Origin of the sequence: Streptomyces sp. B21-083 (assembly GCF_036898825.1) — a bacterium.
In the GTDB taxonomy this organism is placed as follows: domain Bacteria; phylum Actinomycetota; class Actinomycetes; order Streptomycetales; family Streptomycetaceae; genus Streptomyces.
Genome location: NZ_JARUND010000002.1, coordinates 402,173 through 421,749, shown reverse-complemented (window position 1 = coordinate 421,749; position 19,577 = coordinate 402,173). Strand labels below are relative to the sequence as shown.

Annotated in this window: 17 protein-coding genes and 1 pseudogene; 5 read left to right on the top strand and 13 right to left on the bottom strand. The window is 67.7% G+C overall.

Annotated elements, in window-relative coordinates; all coding sequences use genetic code 11:
• Window positions 1-29 precede the first annotated feature (29 nt).
• The 3 genes from QA861_RS25950 to QA861_RS25940 all read left to right on the top strand — a co-directional run bounded on the left by QA861_RS25950 (window position 30) and on the right by QA861_RS25940 (window position 4,007).
• On the top strand, window positions 30-2,780 hold the full coding sequence (locus tag QA861_RS25950) for an AAA family ATPase (protein ID WP_334590985.1): 2,751 nt from the start codon (window positions 30-32) through the stop codon (window positions 2,778-2,780).
• A 363-nt stretch (window positions 2,781-3,143) separates the two neighbouring features.
• Window positions 3,144-3,494 (top strand): DoxX family protein, encoded by a 351-nt coding sequence (locus QA861_RS25945; protein WP_334590984.1) that lies wholly within the window; start codon window positions 3,144-3,146, stop codon window positions 3,492-3,494.
• Window positions 3,495-3,626: 132 nt separating this feature from the next.
• The gene (locus tag QA861_RS25940) at window positions 3,627-4,007 is read left to right on the top strand and encodes a DUF6069 family protein (protein WP_334590983.1); all 381 of its coding nucleotides are present in this window, start codon (window positions 3,627-3,629) and stop codon (window positions 4,005-4,007) included.
• Window positions 4,008-4,255: 248 nt separating this feature from the next.
• Here QA861_RS25940 and QA861_RS25935 read toward each other — a convergent pair whose 3' ends face one another.
• The 13 genes and pseudogenes from QA861_RS25935 to QA861_RS25875 form a co-directional block, all read right to left on the bottom strand.
• Complete coding sequence (locus tag QA861_RS25935) at window positions 4,256-4,444, bottom strand: hypothetical protein (RefSeq protein WP_334590982.1); 189 nt, start codon at window positions 4,442-4,444, stop codon at window positions 4,256-4,258.
• 167 nt (window positions 4,445-4,611) lie between these two features.
• Window positions 4,612-4,734 (bottom strand): annotated as a pseudogene (locus QA861_RS25930) (helix-turn-helix domain-containing protein); the annotation flags it as partial.
• A 79-nt stretch (window positions 4,735-4,813) separates the two neighbouring features.
• Window positions 4,814-6,037, bottom strand: coding sequence for an FAD-dependent monooxygenase (locus tag QA861_RS25925; protein ID WP_334590981.1), 1,224 nt, complete (start codon window positions 6,035-6,037; stop codon window positions 4,814-4,816).
• Between the two features lie 759 nt (window positions 6,038-6,796).
• Window positions 6,797-7,426, bottom strand: a complete 630-nt coding sequence (locus QA861_RS25920) for a malonic semialdehyde reductase (protein ID WP_334590980.1) — start codon at window positions 7,424-7,426, stop codon at window positions 6,797-6,799.
• Between the two features lie 213 nt (window positions 7,427-7,639).
• On the bottom strand, window positions 7,640-9,286 hold the full coding sequence (locus QA861_RS25915) for a sodium:solute symporter family transporter (protein WP_334590979.1): 1,647 nt from the start codon (window positions 9,284-9,286) through the stop codon (window positions 7,640-7,642).
• A complete protein-coding gene (locus QA861_RS25910) occupies window positions 9,283-9,594 on the bottom strand; it encodes a DUF485 domain-containing protein (protein ID WP_334590978.1) in 312 nt (103 codons plus the stop codon). The genes QA861_RS25915 and QA861_RS25910 overlap by 4 nt, the downstream gene beginning before the upstream one ends.
• Before the next feature lie 500 nt (window positions 9,595-10,094).
• The gene (locus QA861_RS25905) at window positions 10,095-11,000 is read right to left on the bottom strand and encodes an NADP-dependent oxidoreductase (RefSeq protein WP_334590977.1); all 906 of its coding nucleotides are present in this window, start codon (window positions 10,998-11,000) and stop codon (window positions 10,095-10,097) included.
• Window positions 11,001-11,087: 87 nt separating this feature from the next.
• Window positions 11,088-12,620 carry a carboxylesterase/lipase family protein gene (locus tag QA861_RS25900; RefSeq protein ID WP_334590976.1) on the bottom strand — a complete coding sequence of 511 codons (1,533 nt, stop codon included), beginning with the start codon at window positions 12,618-12,620 and terminating at the stop codon, window positions 11,088-11,090.
• 548 nt (window positions 12,621-13,168) lie between these two features.
• A complete protein-coding gene (locus QA861_RS25895; RefSeq protein ID WP_334594843.1) occupies window positions 13,169-14,323 on the bottom strand; it encodes an acyl-CoA dehydrogenase family protein in 1,155 nt (384 codons plus the stop codon).
• Complete coding sequence (locus tag QA861_RS25890) at window positions 14,323-14,673, bottom strand: hypothetical protein (RefSeq protein WP_334590975.1); 351 nt, start codon at window positions 14,671-14,673, stop codon at window positions 14,323-14,325. Before QA861_RS25890 ends, QA861_RS25895 begins: the two co-directional genes overlap by 1 nt.
• A 14-nt stretch (window positions 14,674-14,687) precedes the next feature.
• Window positions 14,688-15,455: a 3-hydroxyacyl-CoA dehydrogenase gene (locus QA861_RS25885; RefSeq protein WP_334590974.1), complete on the bottom strand. Its 768-nt coding sequence runs from the start codon at window positions 15,453-15,455 to the stop codon at window positions 14,688-14,690.
• A gap of 129 nt (window positions 15,456-15,584) precedes the next feature.
• Window positions 15,585-16,361 carry an enoyl-CoA hydratase gene (locus tag QA861_RS25880; protein ID WP_334590973.1) on the bottom strand — a complete coding sequence of 259 codons (777 nt, stop codon included), beginning with the start codon at window positions 16,359-16,361 and terminating at the stop codon, window positions 15,585-15,587.
• A gap of 290 nt (window positions 16,362-16,651) precedes the next feature.
• Complete coding sequence (locus QA861_RS25875; RefSeq protein ID WP_334590972.1) at window positions 16,652-17,311, bottom strand: TetR/AcrR family transcriptional regulator; 660 nt, start codon at window positions 17,309-17,311, stop codon at window positions 16,652-16,654.
• Between the two features lie 235 nt (window positions 17,312-17,546).
• Between QA861_RS25875 and QA861_RS25870 the strand changes: the two genes are divergently transcribed.
• Both QA861_RS25870 and QA861_RS25865 read left to right on the top strand, forming a co-directional pair.
• Window positions 17,547-18,128, top strand: coding sequence for a VOC family protein (locus QA861_RS25870; RefSeq protein ID WP_334590971.1), 582 nt, complete (start codon window positions 17,547-17,549; stop codon window positions 18,126-18,128).
• Window positions 18,129-18,481: 353 nt separating this feature from the next.
• Window positions 18,482-19,321: a fumarylacetoacetate hydrolase family protein gene (locus QA861_RS25865; protein WP_334590970.1), complete on the top strand. Its 840-nt coding sequence runs from the start codon at window positions 18,482-18,484 to the stop codon at window positions 19,319-19,321.
• Window positions 19,322-19,577: the final 256 nt, after the last annotated feature.

Below are 19,577 nucleotides of genomic sequence, written 5' to 3'. Positions count from 1 at the left end.
TGCCCGACAGCTGTCGTAGGCTCACTCCCATGCCACTGATCGGGCGCACGAAGGAGTGCGCGCTCATCGACGCCCTGCTCACGGACGTCCGGGCGGGTCGCAGCAGATCCCTCGTACTGCGCGGCGTGGCAGGGACCGGCAAGACGGCGCTGCTGGGATACGCGGTCGAGGCCGGCGAAGGACTCACGGTCAAGCGGATCACCGGCATCGAGTCCGAGATGCGTCTCGCCTACGCCGGCGTCCAGCAACTGGTCGCCCGCCACCTCGACGGGGAGCGGTTGGGGTCGCTTCCCACTCCGCAGCGCGAGGCCCTGGAGATCGTGATGGGGCTGCGGCCGCCCGCCCCCGTGGGACGAATGCTCGTCGGCCTGGCTCTTCTCACACTGTTGTCGAACACCGCGTCCAGTACGCCCCTGGTGTGCGTCGTCGATGACGTGCAATGGCTGGACCGGGAGTCGGCGGAGGTGCTCGCGTTCGTCGCCCGCCGTGCGGACCGCGACGCGTTGGGGCTCCTCTTCGCTGTACGGGAGACGGGGACCTGCGGGGTGCGGCTGCCCTTCGACGGCCTGGATGAACTTCTCGTCGAGGGGCTCGCGCCCGAGGCCGCGCGGGAACTTCTGGCCGAGGTGGCATCCGGTCCGGTCGTCGAGGGCGTACGGGACCGCCTCATCTCCGAGACGGGCGGAAACCCGCTCGCCCTACGGCAGATCACGGCCGCCCTGAGTCCGGGCCAGCTGACGGGGCATGTCCCGCTGCCCGAGGCTTTGCCGTTGGGCGTCCGACTCGAACAAGCACTGGTCGGCGTCGTCAGGAGCGTGCCCGCGGCCACTCGGACCGTGCTACTGGTCGCGGCCGCGGATCCGACAGGAGACGAGGGGCTGGTGCGGCGGGCATGCGCTGCCCTCGGCACTCCGTTCGAGGCGATCGGCCGCGCACAGATGCCGGGGCTGGTCGACCTCACGGACGGCATCGCCTTCCGTCACCCGTTGATGCGCGCGGCGGTGCTCACCAGTGCGACGCCGGCACAGCGTCGTCGGGCACATCATGTGCTGGCCGAGGCCATAGACCCCGCCCTGGATCCGGACCGGCGGGCCTGGCACCGGGCCTCGGCCGTCGTCGGGCCGGACGACGACGTGGCCGCGGAGCTGGAGGCGTCGGCCGACCGGGCCCGTCGGCGCGGCGGGCAGGCCGCGGCGGCTGCCTTCCTCCGCAGAGCGGGCGATCTCAGCACCGAACCCTGCCGTCGGGCAGCCCGGTACCTCGCCGCCGCCGAGGAGAACATCGCCGTCGGAGCGCTCGACACCGGCAGCGACTTGATCACGCTGGCCCAGCAGGAGCCCTGCGAAGACCCCTACCAGGCGGCACAGGTCCTGCTCATGCGCGGACTTCTCGCCATAGCCCAGGGACGGGGAGGTGACGCGGCGCCGCTGCTGACCGAAGCGGCCCGTGCCTTCGAACCGGTGGACGGACCGCGATCCCGGTGGGCACATCTGGTGGCCCTGTGGGTGTACCTCCATCTGGGGAAGGGAGCCCCTGCGGAGCCGCTCCTGGCGGCAGTACGAACGGCGGGGGCGGCACCTCGGTCGGAGCCTCCGATCGCCATGGACCTGTTGCTCGACGGTTTCGTCGCTCGGTTGAGCGACGCTCCCAAGGAGGCTGCGTCGCTGTTCCGTGAGGCGATCGCCGCCCTGGACCCCGACGAGGCGGGCCCGGTCCTCCAAATGTGCGTATACGCGGCTGTCGAACTGTGGGACGACGCCGCCCACGACACACTCTCCGCCTGGCACCTACGGACTCTGCGCGCCCTTGGCGGCATGCTCATGCTGCCGCTCGGCCTCGGCGCTCGCGCCCAGTCCGAGATGCTCGCCGGACGCTTCACCGAGGCGCAGGCCCTGTACGACGAGACGTACGAGGTCGCCCGGACCACCGGCTACCCGAACGTGACCGGCGAGACCCCTCCCGGCGAGACCATGGTCGCGGCCCTGCGCGGCGACGAGGGCCGCACCCACGTGCTCGCCGCTGCGGTCACCCGGTACGCGACACAGCACCGGCTCGGGACCCTGGCGGACATGGCGGCGCACAGCCTCGGCCTGCTGGACCTCGGGTTCGGACGGCACGCGGAAGCGGTCAGGCACCTCCGGTTCGCCCTCCTCGTCCCGCACACCTTCGTCGCCACGAACGCGCTGCCCGATCTCACGGAGGCGGCCACACGCGCGGAAGAGCCGGAACTGGCTCGGCGCGCGGCCGACCGCCTGTCCGAGTCGGCCCAGGCGAGTGGCACCCCCTTCGGCCTCGGCATGGACGCGCGGACCCGTGCCCTGCTGGCCCAGGACACCCACGCGGACGCGCTGTACCGGACCGCCATCGGGTATCTGCAGCAGACGCGCGCGGTGGTGCAACTGGCCCGTACACACCTGCTCTACGGGGAGTGGCTCAGGCGGCAGCGCAGGCGCCGCGAAGCACGGGAACACCTGCGCACGGCCCGCGAGACGTTCTCCTTGCTGGGCGCGGCCGGTTTTGCGGAGCGAGCCCGCGCGGAACTGGAAGCGACGGGCGAGCGCGCCCGAGCCCGGACGGTTGTCGCGGCCGCCGCCACCACACTTACATCGCAGGAAGAACGGATCGCCAGGCTCGCAGCGGGTGGCGCGTCCAATCCGGAGATCGCCGATCAGCTCTACGTCAGCCGTCGGACCGTCGAGTCCCACCTCACGAAGATCTACGCCAAGCTGGGGGTCAGGTCCCGTACCGAGCTGGCATACCTGCTGCTCCGGGGCGACTGAGCCGCCGAGTGCCGTGCTGGGGCACGGTTCTCGGTCCGCCGGGGGCCGAAACCCCCTCCCCCCAGGTATGTGGACTTCACGGATGCGAGTGCTGATCTGGGTTTCCTAGTGTCGTAGGCAGCGGATGGCGAGGCGCCCCGGCTCTGTGGGCCGAGACAGGGCCGGCGCTGGATTCGCCGGCGTGGAGTCTGGCTCGGACTGGATGGGAAGGGCATTCGGCGGAGGGGCGTTCCTGACGCCTGCCCAGCCGCCGCCGAGCGGATCGCCTTCTCCGCGATCCGCCCGGATCAGTACGAGCGGCGTCGCGGGACTCGTTATGACCGAACCACCCATCGCATAGATGCAATCAGTTGGAGTTATGTCATGTTCATTGCATACGTAGTAGTGGCCGTTCTTCTCACCCTCCTGCTTGTTGCTTCAGGCAGCGCCAAGGTGAAGAAGGACCCGAAACTCGTCGACGGGTTGGGGCAGGTGGGTGTGTCGCAGGGCATGCTGCCCTTCCTTGCTGCCGCCGAGTTCGCGGGCGCAGTGGGCCTGATCGTGGGTATGTGGTGGTGGCCTCTGGGTGTCGCCGCAGCCATCGGAGTGGTGCTCTACTTCGTGGGCGCCGTCGGCGCGCACCTGCGCGTGAAGGACATCAAGGGCAGCCCCAACGCCTTCGTCGCGCTCCTGCTGGCCATCGCCGCGCTCACGCTCCGCCTCGCGTCCTCCTGACTTGGTCCCGCCGGGGCGTAGACGCCGCCGCACTGTTTCCATGCGCTCGGACAAGCCGAGCGAACTGTTCAAGGAGTCCAAGAAGTTCACATGTCAGCGATCCCTCGTACTACCCCTGCCCGGCGCGGCCCCATGGTCGTCGCGGCCGGAGTGCTCGCTGCCATCGCTGCCGCGAGCGCGGCCAACGCCGTTCTCGCCCTTCTCGCCCGCGCTGTGGCAGACAAGCCCGACGACTTCGGCCCGCTGGAGCCCGGCGTCTACATCTTCCTGACCGCAGTGGGCACCGTCCTGGGCGGCGTGGGCTGGGCCGTGGCGCGCAGAACGTCCAAAGACCCCAATGCGCTGCTCGGATGGCTCGTCCCGGCCGTGATCGTAGTGTCCTTCATCCCTGACTTTTTCCTGTTTGACGTCGGAGGGGCGGTTGGCGTCGCCGCACTCCTTCTGATGCACGTAGCCGTGGCGGTAATCGCGGTCCCGATTTACCGCAAGGTCATGCCGCTGACCACCGGATGATCTCTGGCTGGTCACAGACGCCCTGGACTGTCGCCCGGGCAAGAGGCGCTGGTGTAGGAGCGCATGACCAACCAGAGACGGGGAGGCCATGGCGAAGTACACCCCACACCCGCTTCGTCCTCGTGCCCGCGCTGCCCGAGCACCTCGACTTCCTCATCCCCGCCGACCGGGGTCGGGGCTGCCGTGACGGCAGGGCCTGGCGGCCGCCACGGCACCCGTGCCACGGACGAGCTGCACCCATCGACTTACTACCGCGGTAGCTGACAGCGCTCGATGATGCCCAGCACCGCTTGCCCGGTGTCGTGGAAGAAGGCGACGGTCTCTTCGGCCGCGGCCTTGACGGCGGCCTTGTCGGGCGTGGTGGGAGGTTCGACGAGGCGGGCGAGGATCTCGTCCGGGGCGTTTGTGCCGAGAGGGGCGGTGTCCGGGTCGGACATGACGGAGATGAACCCGACAAGGACAGGATCGGGCGTCCGCGAAGCCCAGGGCGCTGGACTTGGTCGCGTAACAGGTCGTGGTCGTCGGCTAGCTGGGCCGGCATGCGCAGCAGGCCGACGTCACCCCTGACGCGGTGCGCCAGCGGGAGTTTGAGCCTGAGGATGAGGTCTTCCTTGGTGGGCCAGTACAGGTAGACGGTGCCTTTGCCCACTCCCGCGGCACGGGCGATCTCACTGACGGTGACCTGGCCCACGGGTCGTGGTCGCACCAGCTCGCGTGTGGCGTCCAGGAGGCGGGCGGCCTTGCGCGAATGGTGCTCGACCAGCTCGTTCGCGTGGATGGTCCGATGCTCTAGTGCGGGGCTTCGGTCATACGGCGGCGACGTCCAGTTCCTTGTTCGAGAAATCCGGACCGCGCACTACTTTGCCCACGGCCTTCGCGAGTCGCGGCTTGGTCATGATGCGCAGCATCGCGGTGCGTAGGAGCTGTTCCTTGCGGTCGTGCGGGGTGAAGCTACGGCGCATGATCAGCGCGCTGTTCTGCTCGGTGTGGATGAAGGGGCGCATCCGGGATTCCCAGATTCGTAACGCGTCGGCCACGTCGCCGGGGTGGCGCTCCAGCAGGCTGCCCAGGAGTTCGCCCCCGGCGATGGCGCTGGAGGCGCCCATGCCCGCGTACAGGGTCACACACCAGGCGGCGTCGCCCACCAGGACGACCCTGCCCCGGTGCCAGTTGTCCATTTTGACCTGATGCACCGAGTCGAACAGGGCGTCGGGGGCCTGCTCGAAACGGGAGAACAGGCTCTCCAGCACTGGGCCGGCCGGCTTCGGGCCGAACGCGGCCCGGATCGACTCGATCGCGGGGCGCTTGAACTCGGCGTCGATGTCGTCGGCGCGGTAAGAGAACATCAGGCTCGGCCCGCGGTTGACGAAGGGGAACGTCCACGCGGAACGCCCCGGCTCCGCCAGGATCAGGCCTTCGTGCAGGCCGAAGCCCGCGACCGGCTCGTCCAGCGCGGTGGCACCGACCATGTAGTTCAGCGGGCGCAGGAAGTCCTGGTCGCCGAAGGCCAGCCGACGCACGCTCGAGCGCAGCCCGTCGGTGCCCACCACCAGGTCGAAGCGCTCGGTGACATAGGTGTCGGCCGCGGTGTCGTGCAGGGTCACCTCTGCCGTGGATGCGTCTTGGGTGATACGGGTGGGCACGGTGGAGAAGCGGATCTCCACGTCGTCAGGCAGCGCGTTGAACAGGGCCTTCTCCACGTCGCCTCGCAGCAGGTGCCTCGGCTTGGTGGTCACGCCGGGGAACATGCCGGGGCTCCTGCCTGAGGTGCGGCGTCCGGCCCGGTTGATCTCATAGCTCGCGAGCTGAGGGCCGGCGCGGTCCCCGATTTCCTCCAGCACGCCAAGACGTCGCGCGGAGGAGACGCCGGTGCCGAACAGGAAGATGAAGTACCCGCTTGAGCGGCGCGCCGGCGCCCGCTCCACCACCACTGGCTCCCAGCCCACTTGCCGCAGTCGCAGGGCGGTGGCGATACCGGCCAGGCCCAGTCCGACCACGAGGGCGCGTGGCTGTCGTGCCGTGCCTGTCATGACGACTCCTTCTCCCTGACATGAACTGACCTGGGGCATTCTGCAGACCACGGGGGCCTGCAGATCCTGCACAACCTGCCTACGCCGACGCGTTCTGCTACGGACGCAAAGCGCACCACGGGGCCCGGACGGCAAGACCACCACCCCGCGTCCTGACCCGAGAGCAGTGGACCGTGCTGATTCCAGGGGATCCGCAACGCGGTCCCTATCTGTCAGACCAGGTCGGCGATCAGATCGACGCCGCGTCGGTGAGCTGTTGCCGGCCACCCGCACCCCGCTCACCTTCGAGGTTGCCCTCGGGTCAGTGACGAGCTGATCGCCCTCGCCTGGAAAGCCGACCGGCTCCGCGCCGCTGCGTCGAACGGGTCCGGCACCCGGTAGACCTCGCCGGGCGCCGGTATCTGTCCGTCGATTCCGCCAACCGGCTCGTCGCCGACACTCTGGAAGCCGACTGGAACGAATCTCTGCACCAGCCCGCCGAGGCCACCGAAGAGTACGACCGCGCCGCGATCGGCCCGCTCTCACAACCAGCTCATCTGCCCCTCGGGGGGTTCCTCGCCGGGACGAGCCTCACTCGCGGCAGACAGACCTGACTTGAAAACGCTGGAGTCAGGAATGCGGGAGGCCCGCTGTACAGCCGCCGCGGGCCGGTCCCCTCCGAATCAGGTCGGACGACCGGCTCGCACGGCAGCCGCCAAGGGAGTCATTGCAGGAAGTCGCCGGATCGGCTGCGCGGTCGGTATACAGCGCTGCTCCCGGTCAGGCCCAGCTGACCACGGAGTCGGCCTCCAGACGCGGCAGTCGGGCGAACCACGGCCTTTCGCCCGGGTGGCCGATGTTCACCACCAGGGTCGACCTCCAGCGACCGTCGGGGAAGAACTCCTGGTCGATGCCGTCCTTGTCGAACCCTGCCATCGGGCCTGCGGCCAAGCCGTGGGCCCGCACGGCCAGGATGAAGTAACCGGCCTGGAGGGCGGCGTTGTACGTGCCGAGACCGGTGCGCATCTCCTCGTTCGCCTCCAAGGCGTCTTTCATCTCCGGGCGGAACGGCAGGAGATGGGGGATGTGCTCGTGGAAGCGTGTGTCCACCGCCAGGACCGCGGTGGCCGGCGCGGACGCGGTCTTGGCGGCGTTGCCCTCCGCCATGTGCTTGACAAGCCGCTCCTTGCCCTCCGGGGTGCGAACGAACAGCACCCGCATCGGCTGAGTGTTGGCGGCCGTCGGGGCCCACTTCGCCAGCTCCCATATGGCTGACAACTCCTCCTCGGAGACAGGAGTGTCGGTGAACGAGTTCACCGTCCGGGCCTGGGTGAACAGGGCGGCCTGGGCCGCCTCGTCGATGGGGGCGAGGTGGGTCGGGAAACCTTCGGCGGTCAGGGATGTCGTCATAACGGAGTCCTCAGTTCGTAGGAGTGTTTGGCGGTGGGCGTGGCACCGGATGGCAGGGAAACTGTCATGTCCGGTTCTGAGGGAGGCCATTAGGGAAAAGGACTCGCCCTTGACGAGTAACCTCGCCGCGTGGCCCACCCAACCGCCTGGCTCCACCAGTTCAACAACTCCGCACCCACAACGAAATGAGCTCCCGTCTCCGTTGGCGGGCCGTCACGAAAGGTCGATGTTAGTGACATGCAATCCTGCTTCCTTTCCCGTCAAAATTTTGTATTGCATGTTCTGAAAATCGAGCTCGGAATCTTTCGGTGAGGTAATGCTTCCGAGCCATCCGAAGATGAATGCCGCAGGCACGGCAACCATGCCTGGGGTCTGGAACGGATACCAGTCGAAACTCGCTTCCGGCCATAGCGCGAATTCTGTTCCTGAGACGGCGGGCGAGGAGACTGTGAGGATGGTGCAGAGCAGTAGTCCTCCGTAGACGGACCACAGCAGACCTCTGCGGTTGAATCGGTGCCAGAAGAACGAATAGATCAGCGTGGGGAAGACGCATGAAGCTGCGACACTTATTGAGAAAGATATCAGAAACTCGGTTGGATACCGGCGCACGGCAGCGGCCAGCGACAGCCCTATCACGCCTATGATGACGGCGGCCACACGCAGTGCTCGTACCTCTCCGGTGTCGGTGCGGCGGCGTTTTCCTCCAGCGAACACGTCGTGGGCGAAGGAGACGGCGGCGGCGAAAGTCACACTCGTCACGGTGGTGAGCACAGTGAGGAAGATGACGCACGCCATGAGGGTGATGAGTACTACTTGTCCTGTCGAACCCTCTCGGAATAGGTCCGCGGCCAGGAGAATCGGGGACGACTGGCCAGTAGCATCGACCGTGACGATGCCGGTGGCGCCCACCAGGGCCGCTGCTGCGAAGCCGGTGGCGATCAGAAGCACGATGTAGACGCCGATCAGCCCCGTGGCGATGCTCATGGATCGTCGCGCGGTACGTCCGGTCCGCGACGCGCCGACCCGAAGGATCAGGTGAGGCATCACGGCCGTGCCGAGGATGACGACTATGTGAGTGCCGAATGTGTTGAGCGAACCGAGGCTCACCGTGTACGGCCACAACCCCGGACTCAGATAGTCGTCCGGCGCCGCGCTCTTGTCTGCCGCGGCCGAGAGCAGAGATCCGGGATCCCATTCGAATTTCTTGAGGGCCAGCAGCGCGACCACAGCAAGGGTCACCAGGGTGATCGGCACCTTGGCGACATGCATCAAACTGTTTCCCCTCAGACCCGCCACCGCGGCGAAGCAGGCGACGAGGCAGCCCATTAGCACCGTGCACAGCACCTGGGCGCCATCGGACGACATACCGATCAGGAAGGCCGTGACGGTGCCGGCGGCACGCAACTGGATCATGAGGATGGGAATCGTGATGGCCAGTGTCACTGCGGTCGCGGCGATGCGGGGCCCGGAACCTGACGCCCGCAATGAGAACACCTCGCCGAGGGTGTAGCGGCCGCTGTTTCGTATCTTCTGCCCGAGGAGGAGCAGCAGGCCGAGCAGGATCAGACCGTCGACGGTGAAGACGAACCCGTCGTAGCCGAACAGGGCGACGCTCCCCGAGAGCGACAACAGGGTAACGACCGAGATATGCTCACCGGCCATGGCGAATCCGTTGAATACCGCGGAGAGGGACCGGTCGGCGACGTAGAGCTTTTCCGGTTTGGATTCCTCTGCTATGGCGAGCGTGAAGAGCCACAACATCGAAACTCCGATGAAGACCAAGAAGGCGACGATCACGGGCCCTCTAGCATTCGAACCGATGGGGTCGACTGCGCCCGAGCTCAGGATTTCCACGCTCACCGTTGTCTCCGCCCGAACCCGTCGGCGGTGACAGCACCCGACATCTCGGCATAGGGCACGTCGGATGTCAAAGACTGTTCGATGGGATCGGACGACCGTGTACTTCGCATGTCGTACAACCAGGCAGTGGCGACGAATAGTGCGCATTGCAGAATGCCCCACACCATGCCCAGAGTGAACTCCCCGTACACCGCCGCCCCAGGAACGTCGGTGAAGCAGGACAGCACGATGCCGACAGCGAAGGGAACCGCGTTGAGGACAAGGAAGGCGCGCTGCTCACGATGTGTGGCATCGCGGAGGTTGTTCATGCGTTGCAGCTGCGCAGCATCGCTGGGGCTCGATGCTATGGGGTGATGAGGTGGAGTGGAGGGGAAGTGCGGGTACACGGAATCTCCAGGCGGTGGAAGTCGGTATCGGCGCAGAGCGGAGCGTGCCAACGTCGGGGCGAGACCTGGCCGACGACGGAACGGATGATGGCGAGCAAGGGAATGAAAGGTGCGGTAGCCCCCGGTCGTAACAGGTGGACATCGCAAACTCAGTCATAGCGCGACTCCCGCAATCGTCTCGAAACGACTCCCGCTCTTGCCGGCAAAGCCACGGAAGTCGGCGTCGATCGTTCACCAAGGCGAGGCGACGCTTATTTGCGTCCCCGTTCCCTTGCCTGTCAGCGGTACATGTCGTCGTTGCCCGCGTGAGGTCATCGCTCGCCGGCGGGCTGTCGGCGTGCGTGGCGCCAGACCCGGTGCTGAGTACCAACACCGTGCTTGACCTGCTGTCTCGCTCAGCGGTCAGCTGACCGCCGGGCGACTCAAGGAATGAGGAGCAGTTTGCCGCGGATGCCTCCGCCGGCCAGCTTGCGATGGGCCTCCGGGCCGAAGCCGAAGCCGCCGACCTCGGCGATGCGCAGGGTGAGGACTCCCTCGTCCACCAGGCGGGAGAGGACCGCGAGCTGGTCACCGTCCTGCTCGACGAAGGTCGGCAGGACCGTGATGTCGCGCTCCGCGGTCGGCGGTTGCGCCGTGATGGAAGCGGCTCGGCCTCCATCCCGGATCGCCCTCATGGCCTTCGGGGCGATGCCCGCGGTCTCCAGTAGCACATCGGCGATTCCGGTGGGAACTTCCGCGCCGGAGGAGAGGACTTGCCGAGCGCCAAGTTCCCTCGCCAGGTCCGCGTCCTCGGGCCGGACAAGCGCGATGACCTCGACGCCCCGTGCGGCGGCCAGTTGCACGGCAAACCCGCCCACGGCACCGGCCGCACCCGTCACCAGCAGCTTCTCGCCCGGCTGAGGGGCGATCCGTTCCAGCGCCTGGTATGCCGTCAGTCCGGCCAGCGGAAGGGCTGCGGCGTGTACGAGGTCCACTGTGCGGGGCGCCGGTGCCGCGAGTGACGCATCGAGGGCGACGTACTCGGCGTGGGTGCCGATGCCGGTCGCGAGCTGCGCGGACATGGCGACCACCTGATCACCGGGGGAGAAGCGGATGACGCCCTTGCCGGCCGCTTCCACCGTTCCCGAGAGGTCCCAGCCGAGAATCAGAGGGAAGGGGTGCTTGATGGAGCCTGCCAAGGCGCCCGAACGGGCCCATAGATCAACAGGGTTGACGGCCGATGCCGCCGTCCGTACCAAAATCTGTCCCGGGCCCGGGACAGGAGCGGGAAGGTCGGAGACGGTCAGTACTTCGGGGTCGCCGTATGCCGACAGTGTCAACGCACGCATGACGCGTTGCCTTTCAAGAGGTGAGCGGGAGGAACAGGGAAGCGGAGAGGTGGCGGTCACGCGAACGCAGACGGTGAACTCGCCGTCTCACTTCTCGAGCAGCGGCAGCGGCTGGAAGCTGTGGTCCTGCCACAAGCGGCGGGTGTCGTCCTCCGGGTAGACGGTGACCGTAGGCTCCGTGTCGATGACCTGTACGAGGCGCCGCTCAGCATCGAAGGCGGGCCAGCCCGGGTCGCCGGTCCTGGCGAACGAGGTCCAGGCCTTACGGAAGTGCGCGGAGATCGCCTCCGTCTCGGCGGACGGTTCCGGCCCGAGCAGTACGGGAGCCTGGTCGGCGGTGAGGTTGCCGAAGACCAGCGGCACGTCCAGGAAATGGGTGGAGCCGAAGATGCCGTCGCTTCCCGGCGCGTCCCAGGTCAGTTCGTAGACGTAGGCCTTGCCGCCGCCCGCCACCTGCGCCTCGGCGAGCCGCAGCGTGGGCATCCGGAACGTCGAGTCCGACTGGACGCGTTCGTACAGTTCCTCCGCCGATGCCTGGGGAAAGGCGTCGCGATAGGCGCGCTCGGCGTCCGGTCCCGGGCCGAGAGCGCGCAGGGTGTCGGCCGCCTGGTCGTCACTGACCTGTCCGAGTAGCCCGCCCAGGGCGAGGAACATGCGGTACTCGTCCTCGTTGTGTCCGACGATCAGCTCCACCTCCCGTGCCGCGCCGTCGGCCAGCGCCTCCCAGGGGGTGGTGGGCAGCACGTCGCCGTCGACCACGGGGGCGAAAGGCGTCATTGAGCGCGCGACCGGCCCCCATCGGCGCTCGTACTGGCTCAGCTTCGCGTCCACCGCGTCTCCTGCGGCAGTCAGCCGGCCCGCGTCCACGCCGGACAGGTCTGCCACCGTCGCGCTCAGACCGAGTTCCGCGGCGATCTCCGAGGCGATGTCCTCGGCCAGCTCCGGGGAGAAGAAGGAACCCGTCAAGCTCTGCACGATGGCCCTCCGGAACAGCCCCTTGGCGCGAGGCATCGCGAGCAGCGAGGCCAGAGACCCGGCACCGGCGGACTCGCCGAAGACCGTGACCTGGTCGGGGTCGCCGCCGAACGCCGCGATGTTGTCCCGTACCCACTCCAGCGCGGCGACCTGGTCGAGCAGGCCCCGGTTGGCCGGCGCGCCGCTGATCTGGGCGAAGCCCTCCACGCCGACGCGGTAGTTGAAGGTGACTACGACGAGGTCGCCTTCGTGGGCGAGACGGCTTCCGTCGTAGGCCGGGGCGGCGCCCGTGCCCATCATGTAGGCGCCACCGTAGATCCACACCATCACCGGGCGGCCGACGGCCGGGGCGGGGTCGGGCGTCCAGACGTTGAGGGTGAGCCACTCGTCGCCGGTGACCTCGACCGACGGGGCCATGCCACGCCATGTCGCCTGCGGGGGAAGGGGACCGAACTCCAACGCGTCCCGGACGCCGTCCCAGGGCTGCACGGGGCCTGGGGCGGCGAAACGGGCCTCGCCGACGGGCGGCTGGGCGAACGGGATACCGCGGAAGACGGTCAGGCCGTCCTCTTCGCGACCGCGTACTCGGCCGGCGGCCGTCTTGACCTCGGGCTCGCCCGGCTGATGGGTTGCAGGGGGTGTCATCGCCGACTCCTTATCGACAGGCTGACCTGAGTCAGCAAGAAAACGTGGTCCGAGGTGGCACCCGTGCGGGCGCGCCGACCGCGCAGACTCGGGGGCTCGACTGCTCGGCGTCCGGCCCGTGACCACTCGGGTGCGGAGAGTGCTTATGAGTGACGGGAAGGACGAGTCGCCTGCCGACGGACACTTCCGCGCGCATGACCCAGACTCCGACGCGAGGGCACGCGTTCGCATCGTGGAGGTCCACATGACCGGGTGACTGGAACGTGAGCCGATGCAGGGTCGCCGCTTGCAAGGGCTGCTGGTCAGGGTCGGGCGTCCACGACTACAGCGTTACGGGCGATGGGGACGCCGAGATCCGCCCGGCCGTAGGTGGGGCCGGGCGTAGTCCTTGTGACGGTGGTGACGTTGGCCGGGTTACGTACAGAGCGGGGCTGTGATACGCCCCGCGGCCCAGGGGGCGACCGAATCGACTACCGTCGCCCCTCGTGCTCACCGCTCAGGACCGCCCACGATGAGACGCCGCCGGGAGGGGCACCGCCTCGATCGACTCAGGCTCGGCGTCCGCCCACGATGTCCCGGGCAATGATTTCCTTCATGATCTCCGTGGTGCCGCCGTAGATGGTCTGGACGCGGGCGTCCAGGAAGGCGCGGGCGATCGGGTATTCGAGCATGTAGCCATAACCGCCGTGGAGTTGGAGGCAGCGGGTGGCGACGCGGTTCTGCATCTCCGAAGCCCACCACTTGGCCTTGGCGGCGTCCACCGCACTGAGTGTTCCGGCGTTCAACGCGCGCACGGCCTTGTCGACGTAGGCGCGGGTGACCTCGATCTCGGTGCGCAGCTCGGCCAGCGTGAAGCCCACCGTCTGGAACTCAGCGACCGGCCTGCCGAAGGCCGCGCGTTCGCGCACGAACCGAGTGGTCCAGTGCAGCATGGCCTCCGCGGCGGTCTGCGCGGTGACCGCGATCGACAAGCGCTCCTTCGGCAGCCGCTCCATGAGGTGCGCAAAGCCACGGCCCTCGGTGCCCAGCAGGTTCGCCGCCGGAACGCGGACTTCGTCGAAATACAGTTCTGCGGTGTCCTGCGCGTGCAGCCCGATCTTCTCCAACTTCCGCCCGCGCGTGAAGCCAGGCGTGTCGCGCTCCACCACGAAGAGGGCGAGCTCCCGTTCGCCGGTGCGGGCCACGACGATGACCAGGTCGGCCTGTATGCCGTTGGTGATGAAGGTCTTCGAGCCGTTGAGCAGCCAGTCGCCGGAGCCATTGTCGCGGACCGCGGTGGTGCGGATGCCGTTGAGGTCGCTGCCCGCGCCCGGTTCGGTCATCGCGATGGCGGCGATCGTCTCGCCGGTCGTGAATCCTGGGAGCCAGCGCGCCTTCTGCTCATCGCTGGCCAGTTCCAGCAGGTAGGGAAGTACCACGTCGTCGTTGAGAGAGAACCCCGCGTGCAGCGAGGCCGCGCCGACCGCCGCGAACTCCTCCGCGACGACCGCCCGGAAACGGTAGTCGGACTGGCCTGCACCGCCGAATTCCTCCGGGACGGCGAGGCCGATGAGCCCCTGTTTGCCCGCCTCCAGCCACGCCGACCGGCCGATCAGGTGCTCCCGCTCCCAGCGTTCGCTGTTCGGGATCACAGCACGGGCCACGTACTCCCGGACCACTTCTCGGAACAGCTGGTGGTCCTCGTCGTACAGGTCGCTCTCCATCACGCCACCATGTCCTTCAGCCGTTCGTTGTTCAGGGGGCGCGGCCCCGAGGGGGAGACGTGCGGAACGGTGACAGTGGCGGCACGGTAGCCGACGATCCGCGAGAGGCCTGTCACAGCGTCGAGTCCGGTCGTGGTCTGAATTGTCAGGGCCGGGGTGTGCGAGTGGACAGCGATGATGCCCGTGCGCAGCCGCTCGGGTGCAGCCGGGCGGGCGAAGGCTGTTGGGGCGTCGAATCCGTACGCGGTGGGCAGGAACGCGATGTCCACGCCGGCCTGTTCCAGGTCTGCGGCTTCGTGGGTGGACGTTTGCGGGTGCTTCGAGAGCCGCGGCATGGCGCCGATCTGCATCGTCTTCCTTCAGGTCAGCGAGGTGCCATGCGGATGGCGCCGTCGAGGCGGATCGTCTCGCCGTTGAGCATGGCGTTGGCAACGATGTGGGCGACCAGGTCGGCGAACTCCTCGGGGCGGCCCAGTCGGCTTGGGTGCGGGACCTGAGTGCCCAGCGAGTCCTGTGCCTCCTGGGGCAGGCCAGCCAGCAGCGGCGTCTGGAACAGGCCCGGTGCGATGGTGTTGACGCGGATCAGGTGCTGGGCGAGGTCGCGCGCGACGGGCAGAGTCATGCCGACCACGCCGCCCTTCGAGGCGGAGTAGGCGGCCTGGCCGATCTGGCCGTCGAAGGCCGCCACCGAGGCGGTGTTGACGATGACGCCGCGCTCCTCGCCGACCGGCTCCACGGCGATCATGCGCTCGGCCGCCAGACGGATCACATTGAAGGTTCCGATCAGGTTGACCTCGACGGTCCGCCGGAACTTGTTGTAGGGAAACGGGCCCTGCTTGCCGACGACTCGGAAGACGTCCTTGCCGATACCCGCGCAGTTCACCAGAACCCGCAGTGTCCCGAGGTCCGCCGCCGTGTCGAGGGCGACGGTGACCTGGGACTCCTCGGTCACGTCCGTCGGGGCGAAGACGGCGTTGCGGCCGAGGTCCGCCGCGACCGCCTTGCCCTCAGACGACGGCAGATCGGCGATGACGACCCTGGCTCCGTCCGCTACCAGTCGCCGCGCAGTGGCAAGCCCGAGTCCCGAGGCACCTCCGGTGACGAGGGCGACGTCGGTGTCAGTGATGTTCATACGGTGGGGTTTCCGATCTCCGAAGCGATGATTAGTTAGCGATCGCTCAGTCTCTTTGGGAGCGCTGTACGGACGCTTTGGTGTCCTGTGAAGTGGTGAAAGCGGCAGCGGCGAGGTCGCTTCTGCTGGTCAGCGGCCTGTGAACCGTGGTTCACGGCGGGCTCGGAAGGCTGCCACGCCTTCAGTGAAGTCCTCGCTGTGCAGCAGCTGAGTCTGTCCCGTTCGCTCTGTCTCCAGCGCTCGGTTCAGGAAAGGCAGGGCTGTTTCGTTGACAGCGCCCTTGATTCGTTCGTACGCGAGTGGCGGGCCGGAGGTCAGTCGCGCGGCCACGGACTCGACGGTCTCGTCGAAGGCGTCGTCGTCCACGACCTGGCCGATGAGACCCCACTCCGCGGCCGTCTCTGCCGTTATGCGTTCCCCGAGCAGAGCCATACGCATCGCACGCGCCCGGCCAACGGCCGCTGGTACGAGTGCGGTTGCCCCACCGTCGGGCATGAGACCCACGCCCGCGAAGGCGAGCAGGAAGTACGCGGACCGCTTGGCGATCACCAGGTCGCAGGCGAGTGCCAGGGAGCAGCCCACGCCGGCGGCGGTGCCGTTGACCGCGGCAACCACCGGCTTCCTGATATGCCGCAAGGCCAGAACTGTTCGGTTCGCGGCCTCGACGGTGCCCGCGTCCACCACCGTGCCGAGATCGGCGCCTGAGCAGAAGGCGCGGCCCTCGCCAGTCAGGACGAGTGCGCGTACCCCCTCGTCGGCCGCCGCCTTGTCCACCTCGTCGGCCAGGCTGTGGAGCTCCGTCGTGCCGAGGGCGTTGAGTCGCTCCGGGCGAGTCAGGGTGAGACGAAGAAGGGTGCCCTCTCGGGTGACACGTATCTCTTCGGGTGTTCGACCGCTGTCGCTCATTCGGCTCGCCTCTCGTACCTGATTTAGCGCTCGCTAAGGTACGTGCCTTGGCGCGCAGAGTCCAGAGGCGGCCCAGCGCTGTAGGACGAAGAGCAGTCCATTGGCGGCAACAACACTGGCGGGCGGCGTCCGTGGCGTCGTCCTAGATCTGGCCGTCCCGTCCGGCATTCCCGGTCGTGGCCGGGATCCGGGTGCGAAATCCGTGCCGGCACTTCTTCGGCGGCAGGGCTGCGCCGGGCGGGCGACTCCTGCGTCTGGGCGGCGGTGTTGTTCGATGCGGAAAGGGCCGGCTATCGCTCACTTCGTCGAAGCAAGGCGACCGCCTGTTCCGCGCGGAGGTCCGGATCGAGACGGGCAGCACCTTCGATCGCCGCGATGAGCATCTCCATCAGGGCTTCTACCAGCTCGGGGATACCGAAGGGGCGACCCTGCTCAATCCAGAACACCGTGGCTTCGTCGGTCGCGCCGACAGCTGCTCGCAGGGTGAGCCGCACGGCCGGGTTCTGGGCGTCGAGCCCTAGGGCGTCGCACAGCCAGCCGATCGTCCGTCGGCGGTCCTCCTGAAAGATGGCCCGGGCTTCGGGGTCGGCGCCGATCCCGCCGTGGATCAGTCCGAGCGCCATTTCCTGATGCTCGGACATGTAACTGAGATGGGTGCGCAGCAGCTCGCGCACCTGCTCACCCGGCGGTGCGTCGGAGTGCGGCTGGTGTGCGGCGCGCAGCCTGCGTCCGGCCTCACGCATGGCCTCCAGGTAGATGCCCCGCTTGTTCTCGAAGTAGTGGTAGAGCAGCCCGGGCGTGACCCCGGCCAGTTCCGCGATGTCGCCGATGGCCACCTCTTCGTAGGGGCGGCTCAGGAACTGCTCGGCCGCGGCCTCGACGAGTCGCCTGCGACTCGCTTCGGCCCGCTGCTTGCGCGACGTCTCTGTGCCTGTCGCGGCAGTGGCCATCGCGACCCTCCCTCGTTCCTGTGCGTGCCTGATCAGGCCTCCAACGATACGCAGCAAGGTGCTACGCCTGGGCGGGTCCGGCGACGAGATTACTGAACCCAAGTCATTGACTTGAAATTAACAAGGTTGTAGCGTGTGTGATTCAGCGCCGGGGCGATCCAATCTGAGCGTGCGCTAACTAAGCGAAACCCCTCCGGTCGCTCCGAGCACCACCAGCAGATCGTGGGAGACGACGATGACTGCAACGGCTGCCACCCCGAAACTGGCTCACCTGGTCCTCCAGACCAACCAGCTCCAGGCAATGAGGGACTGGTACCGCACCGTCCTCAAAGCGCATGTCGTGTTTGAGAACCCGATGATGGTGTTCCTGACGTTCGACGAGGAGCATCACCGCATCGCCCTCATGGGCCCGATCGCCGGTCCTCTGACGGAGCGGACTCCCATGACGGTGGGCCTTCAGCACTCGGCGTACACCTTCCCGGAACTCGGCAGCCTGATGTACAGGTACGAGGAGCTCAAGGCTGCCGGCGTCGAGCCGCGTCTGCCCCTGCAGCACGGGTTCACCACGTCGCTCTACTACCGCGACCCCGACGGGAACCACGTCGAGTTGCAGGTGGACAACTTCTCTACGGCGAAAGAGGCCACGGCCTACCTGGAGGGCCCCGAGTACGAGGCCGACCCGATCGGAGTGGTGTTCGACCCGACCGCAATGGCCGAGGCCGTGCGCGCCGGTGTGTCCGAGAAAGAACTGCTCGGCCGCGCGTGGGCCGAGGACCACCGTTTGGACCTCAATCCGGTCCACATGCTCCTGGGCTGATCCGCTCCGGACCGGCGGCTGGAACTGGTCATGCTTTTCGTCTCCGCGATGATCCCGAAGGCGCGAGTCGTCTCTCCTTGGTACGGGCCTGCGGTCTCAGTCCCTACCTGGACCGTTCCGGCAGGTCGAGCGGGGCAGTGCTCGCCGTCGACGGCTCGCTGCGGTGACAAGCACGTCGACCGTACGGGACCCGTTGAAACAATCTGGGCGGGACTGTCGCCGCGCGCCGACCGTCCCCGTCCTGTAGCTGGATTCGCGCCGCTGGGATGCGGAGTTCGAGCAGCTCGCGGCCTGCTTTGCCCCCCCGTTAAGCATTCAACGTTCGCATGCCTCACAGAGAGACAAGACAACACATGCGCATCATCAACGCCGCCGGGCGCCTCGGCATCGCCACGCCCGATGGCTTCGTGGATGTCGAGACCGCGAGCGGCGGCAGGTTCGGCCCGTCGGTACAGGCCATCTATGAGCAGTGGGACGAGTTCCGGTCCTGGGCGCAAGGCGCATCTCTCACCGATGCGCGAGCGGTGGAGGACGCCGAGCTCGGCTCGCCGGTGCCTCGCCCGGGTCAGGTCTTCGCCATCGGTCTCAACTACCGCTCGCACGCCGAGGAATCGGGGCTGGACCTGCCCCAGATCCCCATGGTCTTCACCAAGTTCCCCGCCTCGGTCACCGGACCGACCGGCACCATCGACCTCCCCACGGCATCGGTCGACTTTGAGGCCGAAGTCGTCGCCGTGATCGGACGAGAGGCATACAAGGTCGCGGAGGCGGACGCCTGGTCCCACGTCGCCGGGATCACCGTCGGACAGGACCTGTCCGAACGGGAGCTGCAACTCGGGCCGCCGCTGCCGCAGCAGTTCAACATGGGCAAGTCCTACGCCGGATTCGCTCCGCTGGGCCCGGTCCTGGTCACCCCGGACGAGTTCGACGATCCCGATGACCTGGAGCTGCGCTGTGTGCTCTCGGGCGAGGAGGTGCAGAAGGCCCGAACCTCCGACCTCATCTTCTCGGTGCCGAAACTCGTTTCCTTCCTGTCGTCCGTGCTTCCGTTGCGTCCCGGCGACGTGATCTTCACCGGCACCCCCTCAGGAGTCGGCTGGGGCCGCGATCCCAAGCGCTATCTCCGCGAGGGCGACGAACTGGTCACCTCCGTCGAGGGCGTCGGTGAACTGCGCCATCACTTCCGCGCCTGAAGCGCGCCACTCCCATGCGCGCTGATCGACTCGACGAACCGGTCACCGCCTACTGATCGCCGGTCTATCGACTGATCGCCGGTCTATCGGGCGCCGCGTGGGCTTCGGCGCCGGCCGCTACTGCGAAGACGTACGGCATCAGCATCGCGGTCGCCGTTGAGTGGTCGGGCTGCGACGGCGCCCCTGGACAGTGGGTCGCAGTCCGCGAGATCGCTGCCGACGGCGCCGGCCTTGGCGGCCCGGGCTTGCCTCGCGC

Excerpts from the sequence above, each read along its gene's own strand:
- QA861_RS25950 (WP_334590985.1), top strand. The coding sequence starts at position 30 with ATGCCACTGATCGGGCGCACGAAGGAGTGCGCGCTCATCGACGCCCTG.
- QA861_RS25945 (WP_334590984.1), top strand. The coding sequence starts at position 3,144 with ATGTTCATTGCATACGTAGTAGTGGCCGTTCTTCTCACCCTCCTGCTT.
- QA861_RS25940 (WP_334590983.1), top strand. The coding sequence starts at position 3,627 with ATGGTCGTCGCGGCCGGAGTGCTCGCTGCCATCGCTGCCGCGAGCGCG.
- QA861_RS25935 (WP_334590982.1), bottom strand. The coding sequence starts at position 4,444 with ATGTCCGACCCGGACACCGCCCCTCTCGGCACAAACGCCCCGGACGAG.
- QA861_RS25925 (WP_334590981.1), bottom strand. The coding sequence starts at position 6,037 with ATGACAGGCACGGCACGACAGCCACGCGCCCTCGTGGTCGGACTGGGC.
- QA861_RS25920 (WP_334590980.1), bottom strand. The coding sequence starts at position 7,426 with ATGACGACATCCCTGACCGCCGAAGGTTTCCCGACCCACCTCGCCCCC.
- QA861_RS25910 (WP_334590978.1), bottom strand. The coding sequence starts at position 9,594 with ATGAACAACCTCCGCGATGCCACACATCGTGAGCAGCGCGCCTTCCTT.
- QA861_RS25905 (WP_334590977.1), bottom strand. The coding sequence starts at position 11,000 with ATGCGTGCGTTGACACTGTCGGCATACGGCGACCCCGAAGTACTGACC.
- QA861_RS25900 (WP_334590976.1), bottom strand. The coding sequence starts at position 12,620 with ATGACACCCCCTGCAACCCATCAGCCGGGCGAGCCCGAGGTCAAGACG.
- QA861_RS25895 (WP_334594843.1), bottom strand. The coding sequence starts at position 14,323 with ATGGAGAGCGACCTGTACGACGAGGACCACCAGCTGTTCCGAGAAGTG.
- QA861_RS25890 (WP_334590975.1), bottom strand. The coding sequence starts at position 14,673 with ATGCAGATCGGCGCCATGCCGCGGCTCTCGAAGCACCCGCAAACGTCC.
- QA861_RS25885 (WP_334590974.1), bottom strand. The coding sequence starts at position 15,455 with ATGAACATCACTGACACCGACGTCGCCCTCGTCACCGGAGGTGCCTCG.
- QA861_RS25880 (WP_334590973.1), bottom strand. The coding sequence starts at position 16,361 with ATGAGCGACAGCGGTCGAACACCCGAAGAGATACGTGTCACCCGAGAG.
- QA861_RS25875 (WP_334590972.1), bottom strand. The coding sequence starts at position 17,311 with ATGGCCACTGCCGCGACAGGCACAGAGACGTCGCGCAAGCAGCGGGCC.
- QA861_RS25870 (WP_334590971.1), top strand. The coding sequence starts at position 17,547 with ATGACTGCAACGGCTGCCACCCCGAAACTGGCTCACCTGGTCCTCCAG.
- QA861_RS25865 (WP_334590970.1), top strand. The coding sequence starts at position 18,482 with ATGCGCATCATCAACGCCGCCGGGCGCCTCGGCATCGCCACGCCCGAT.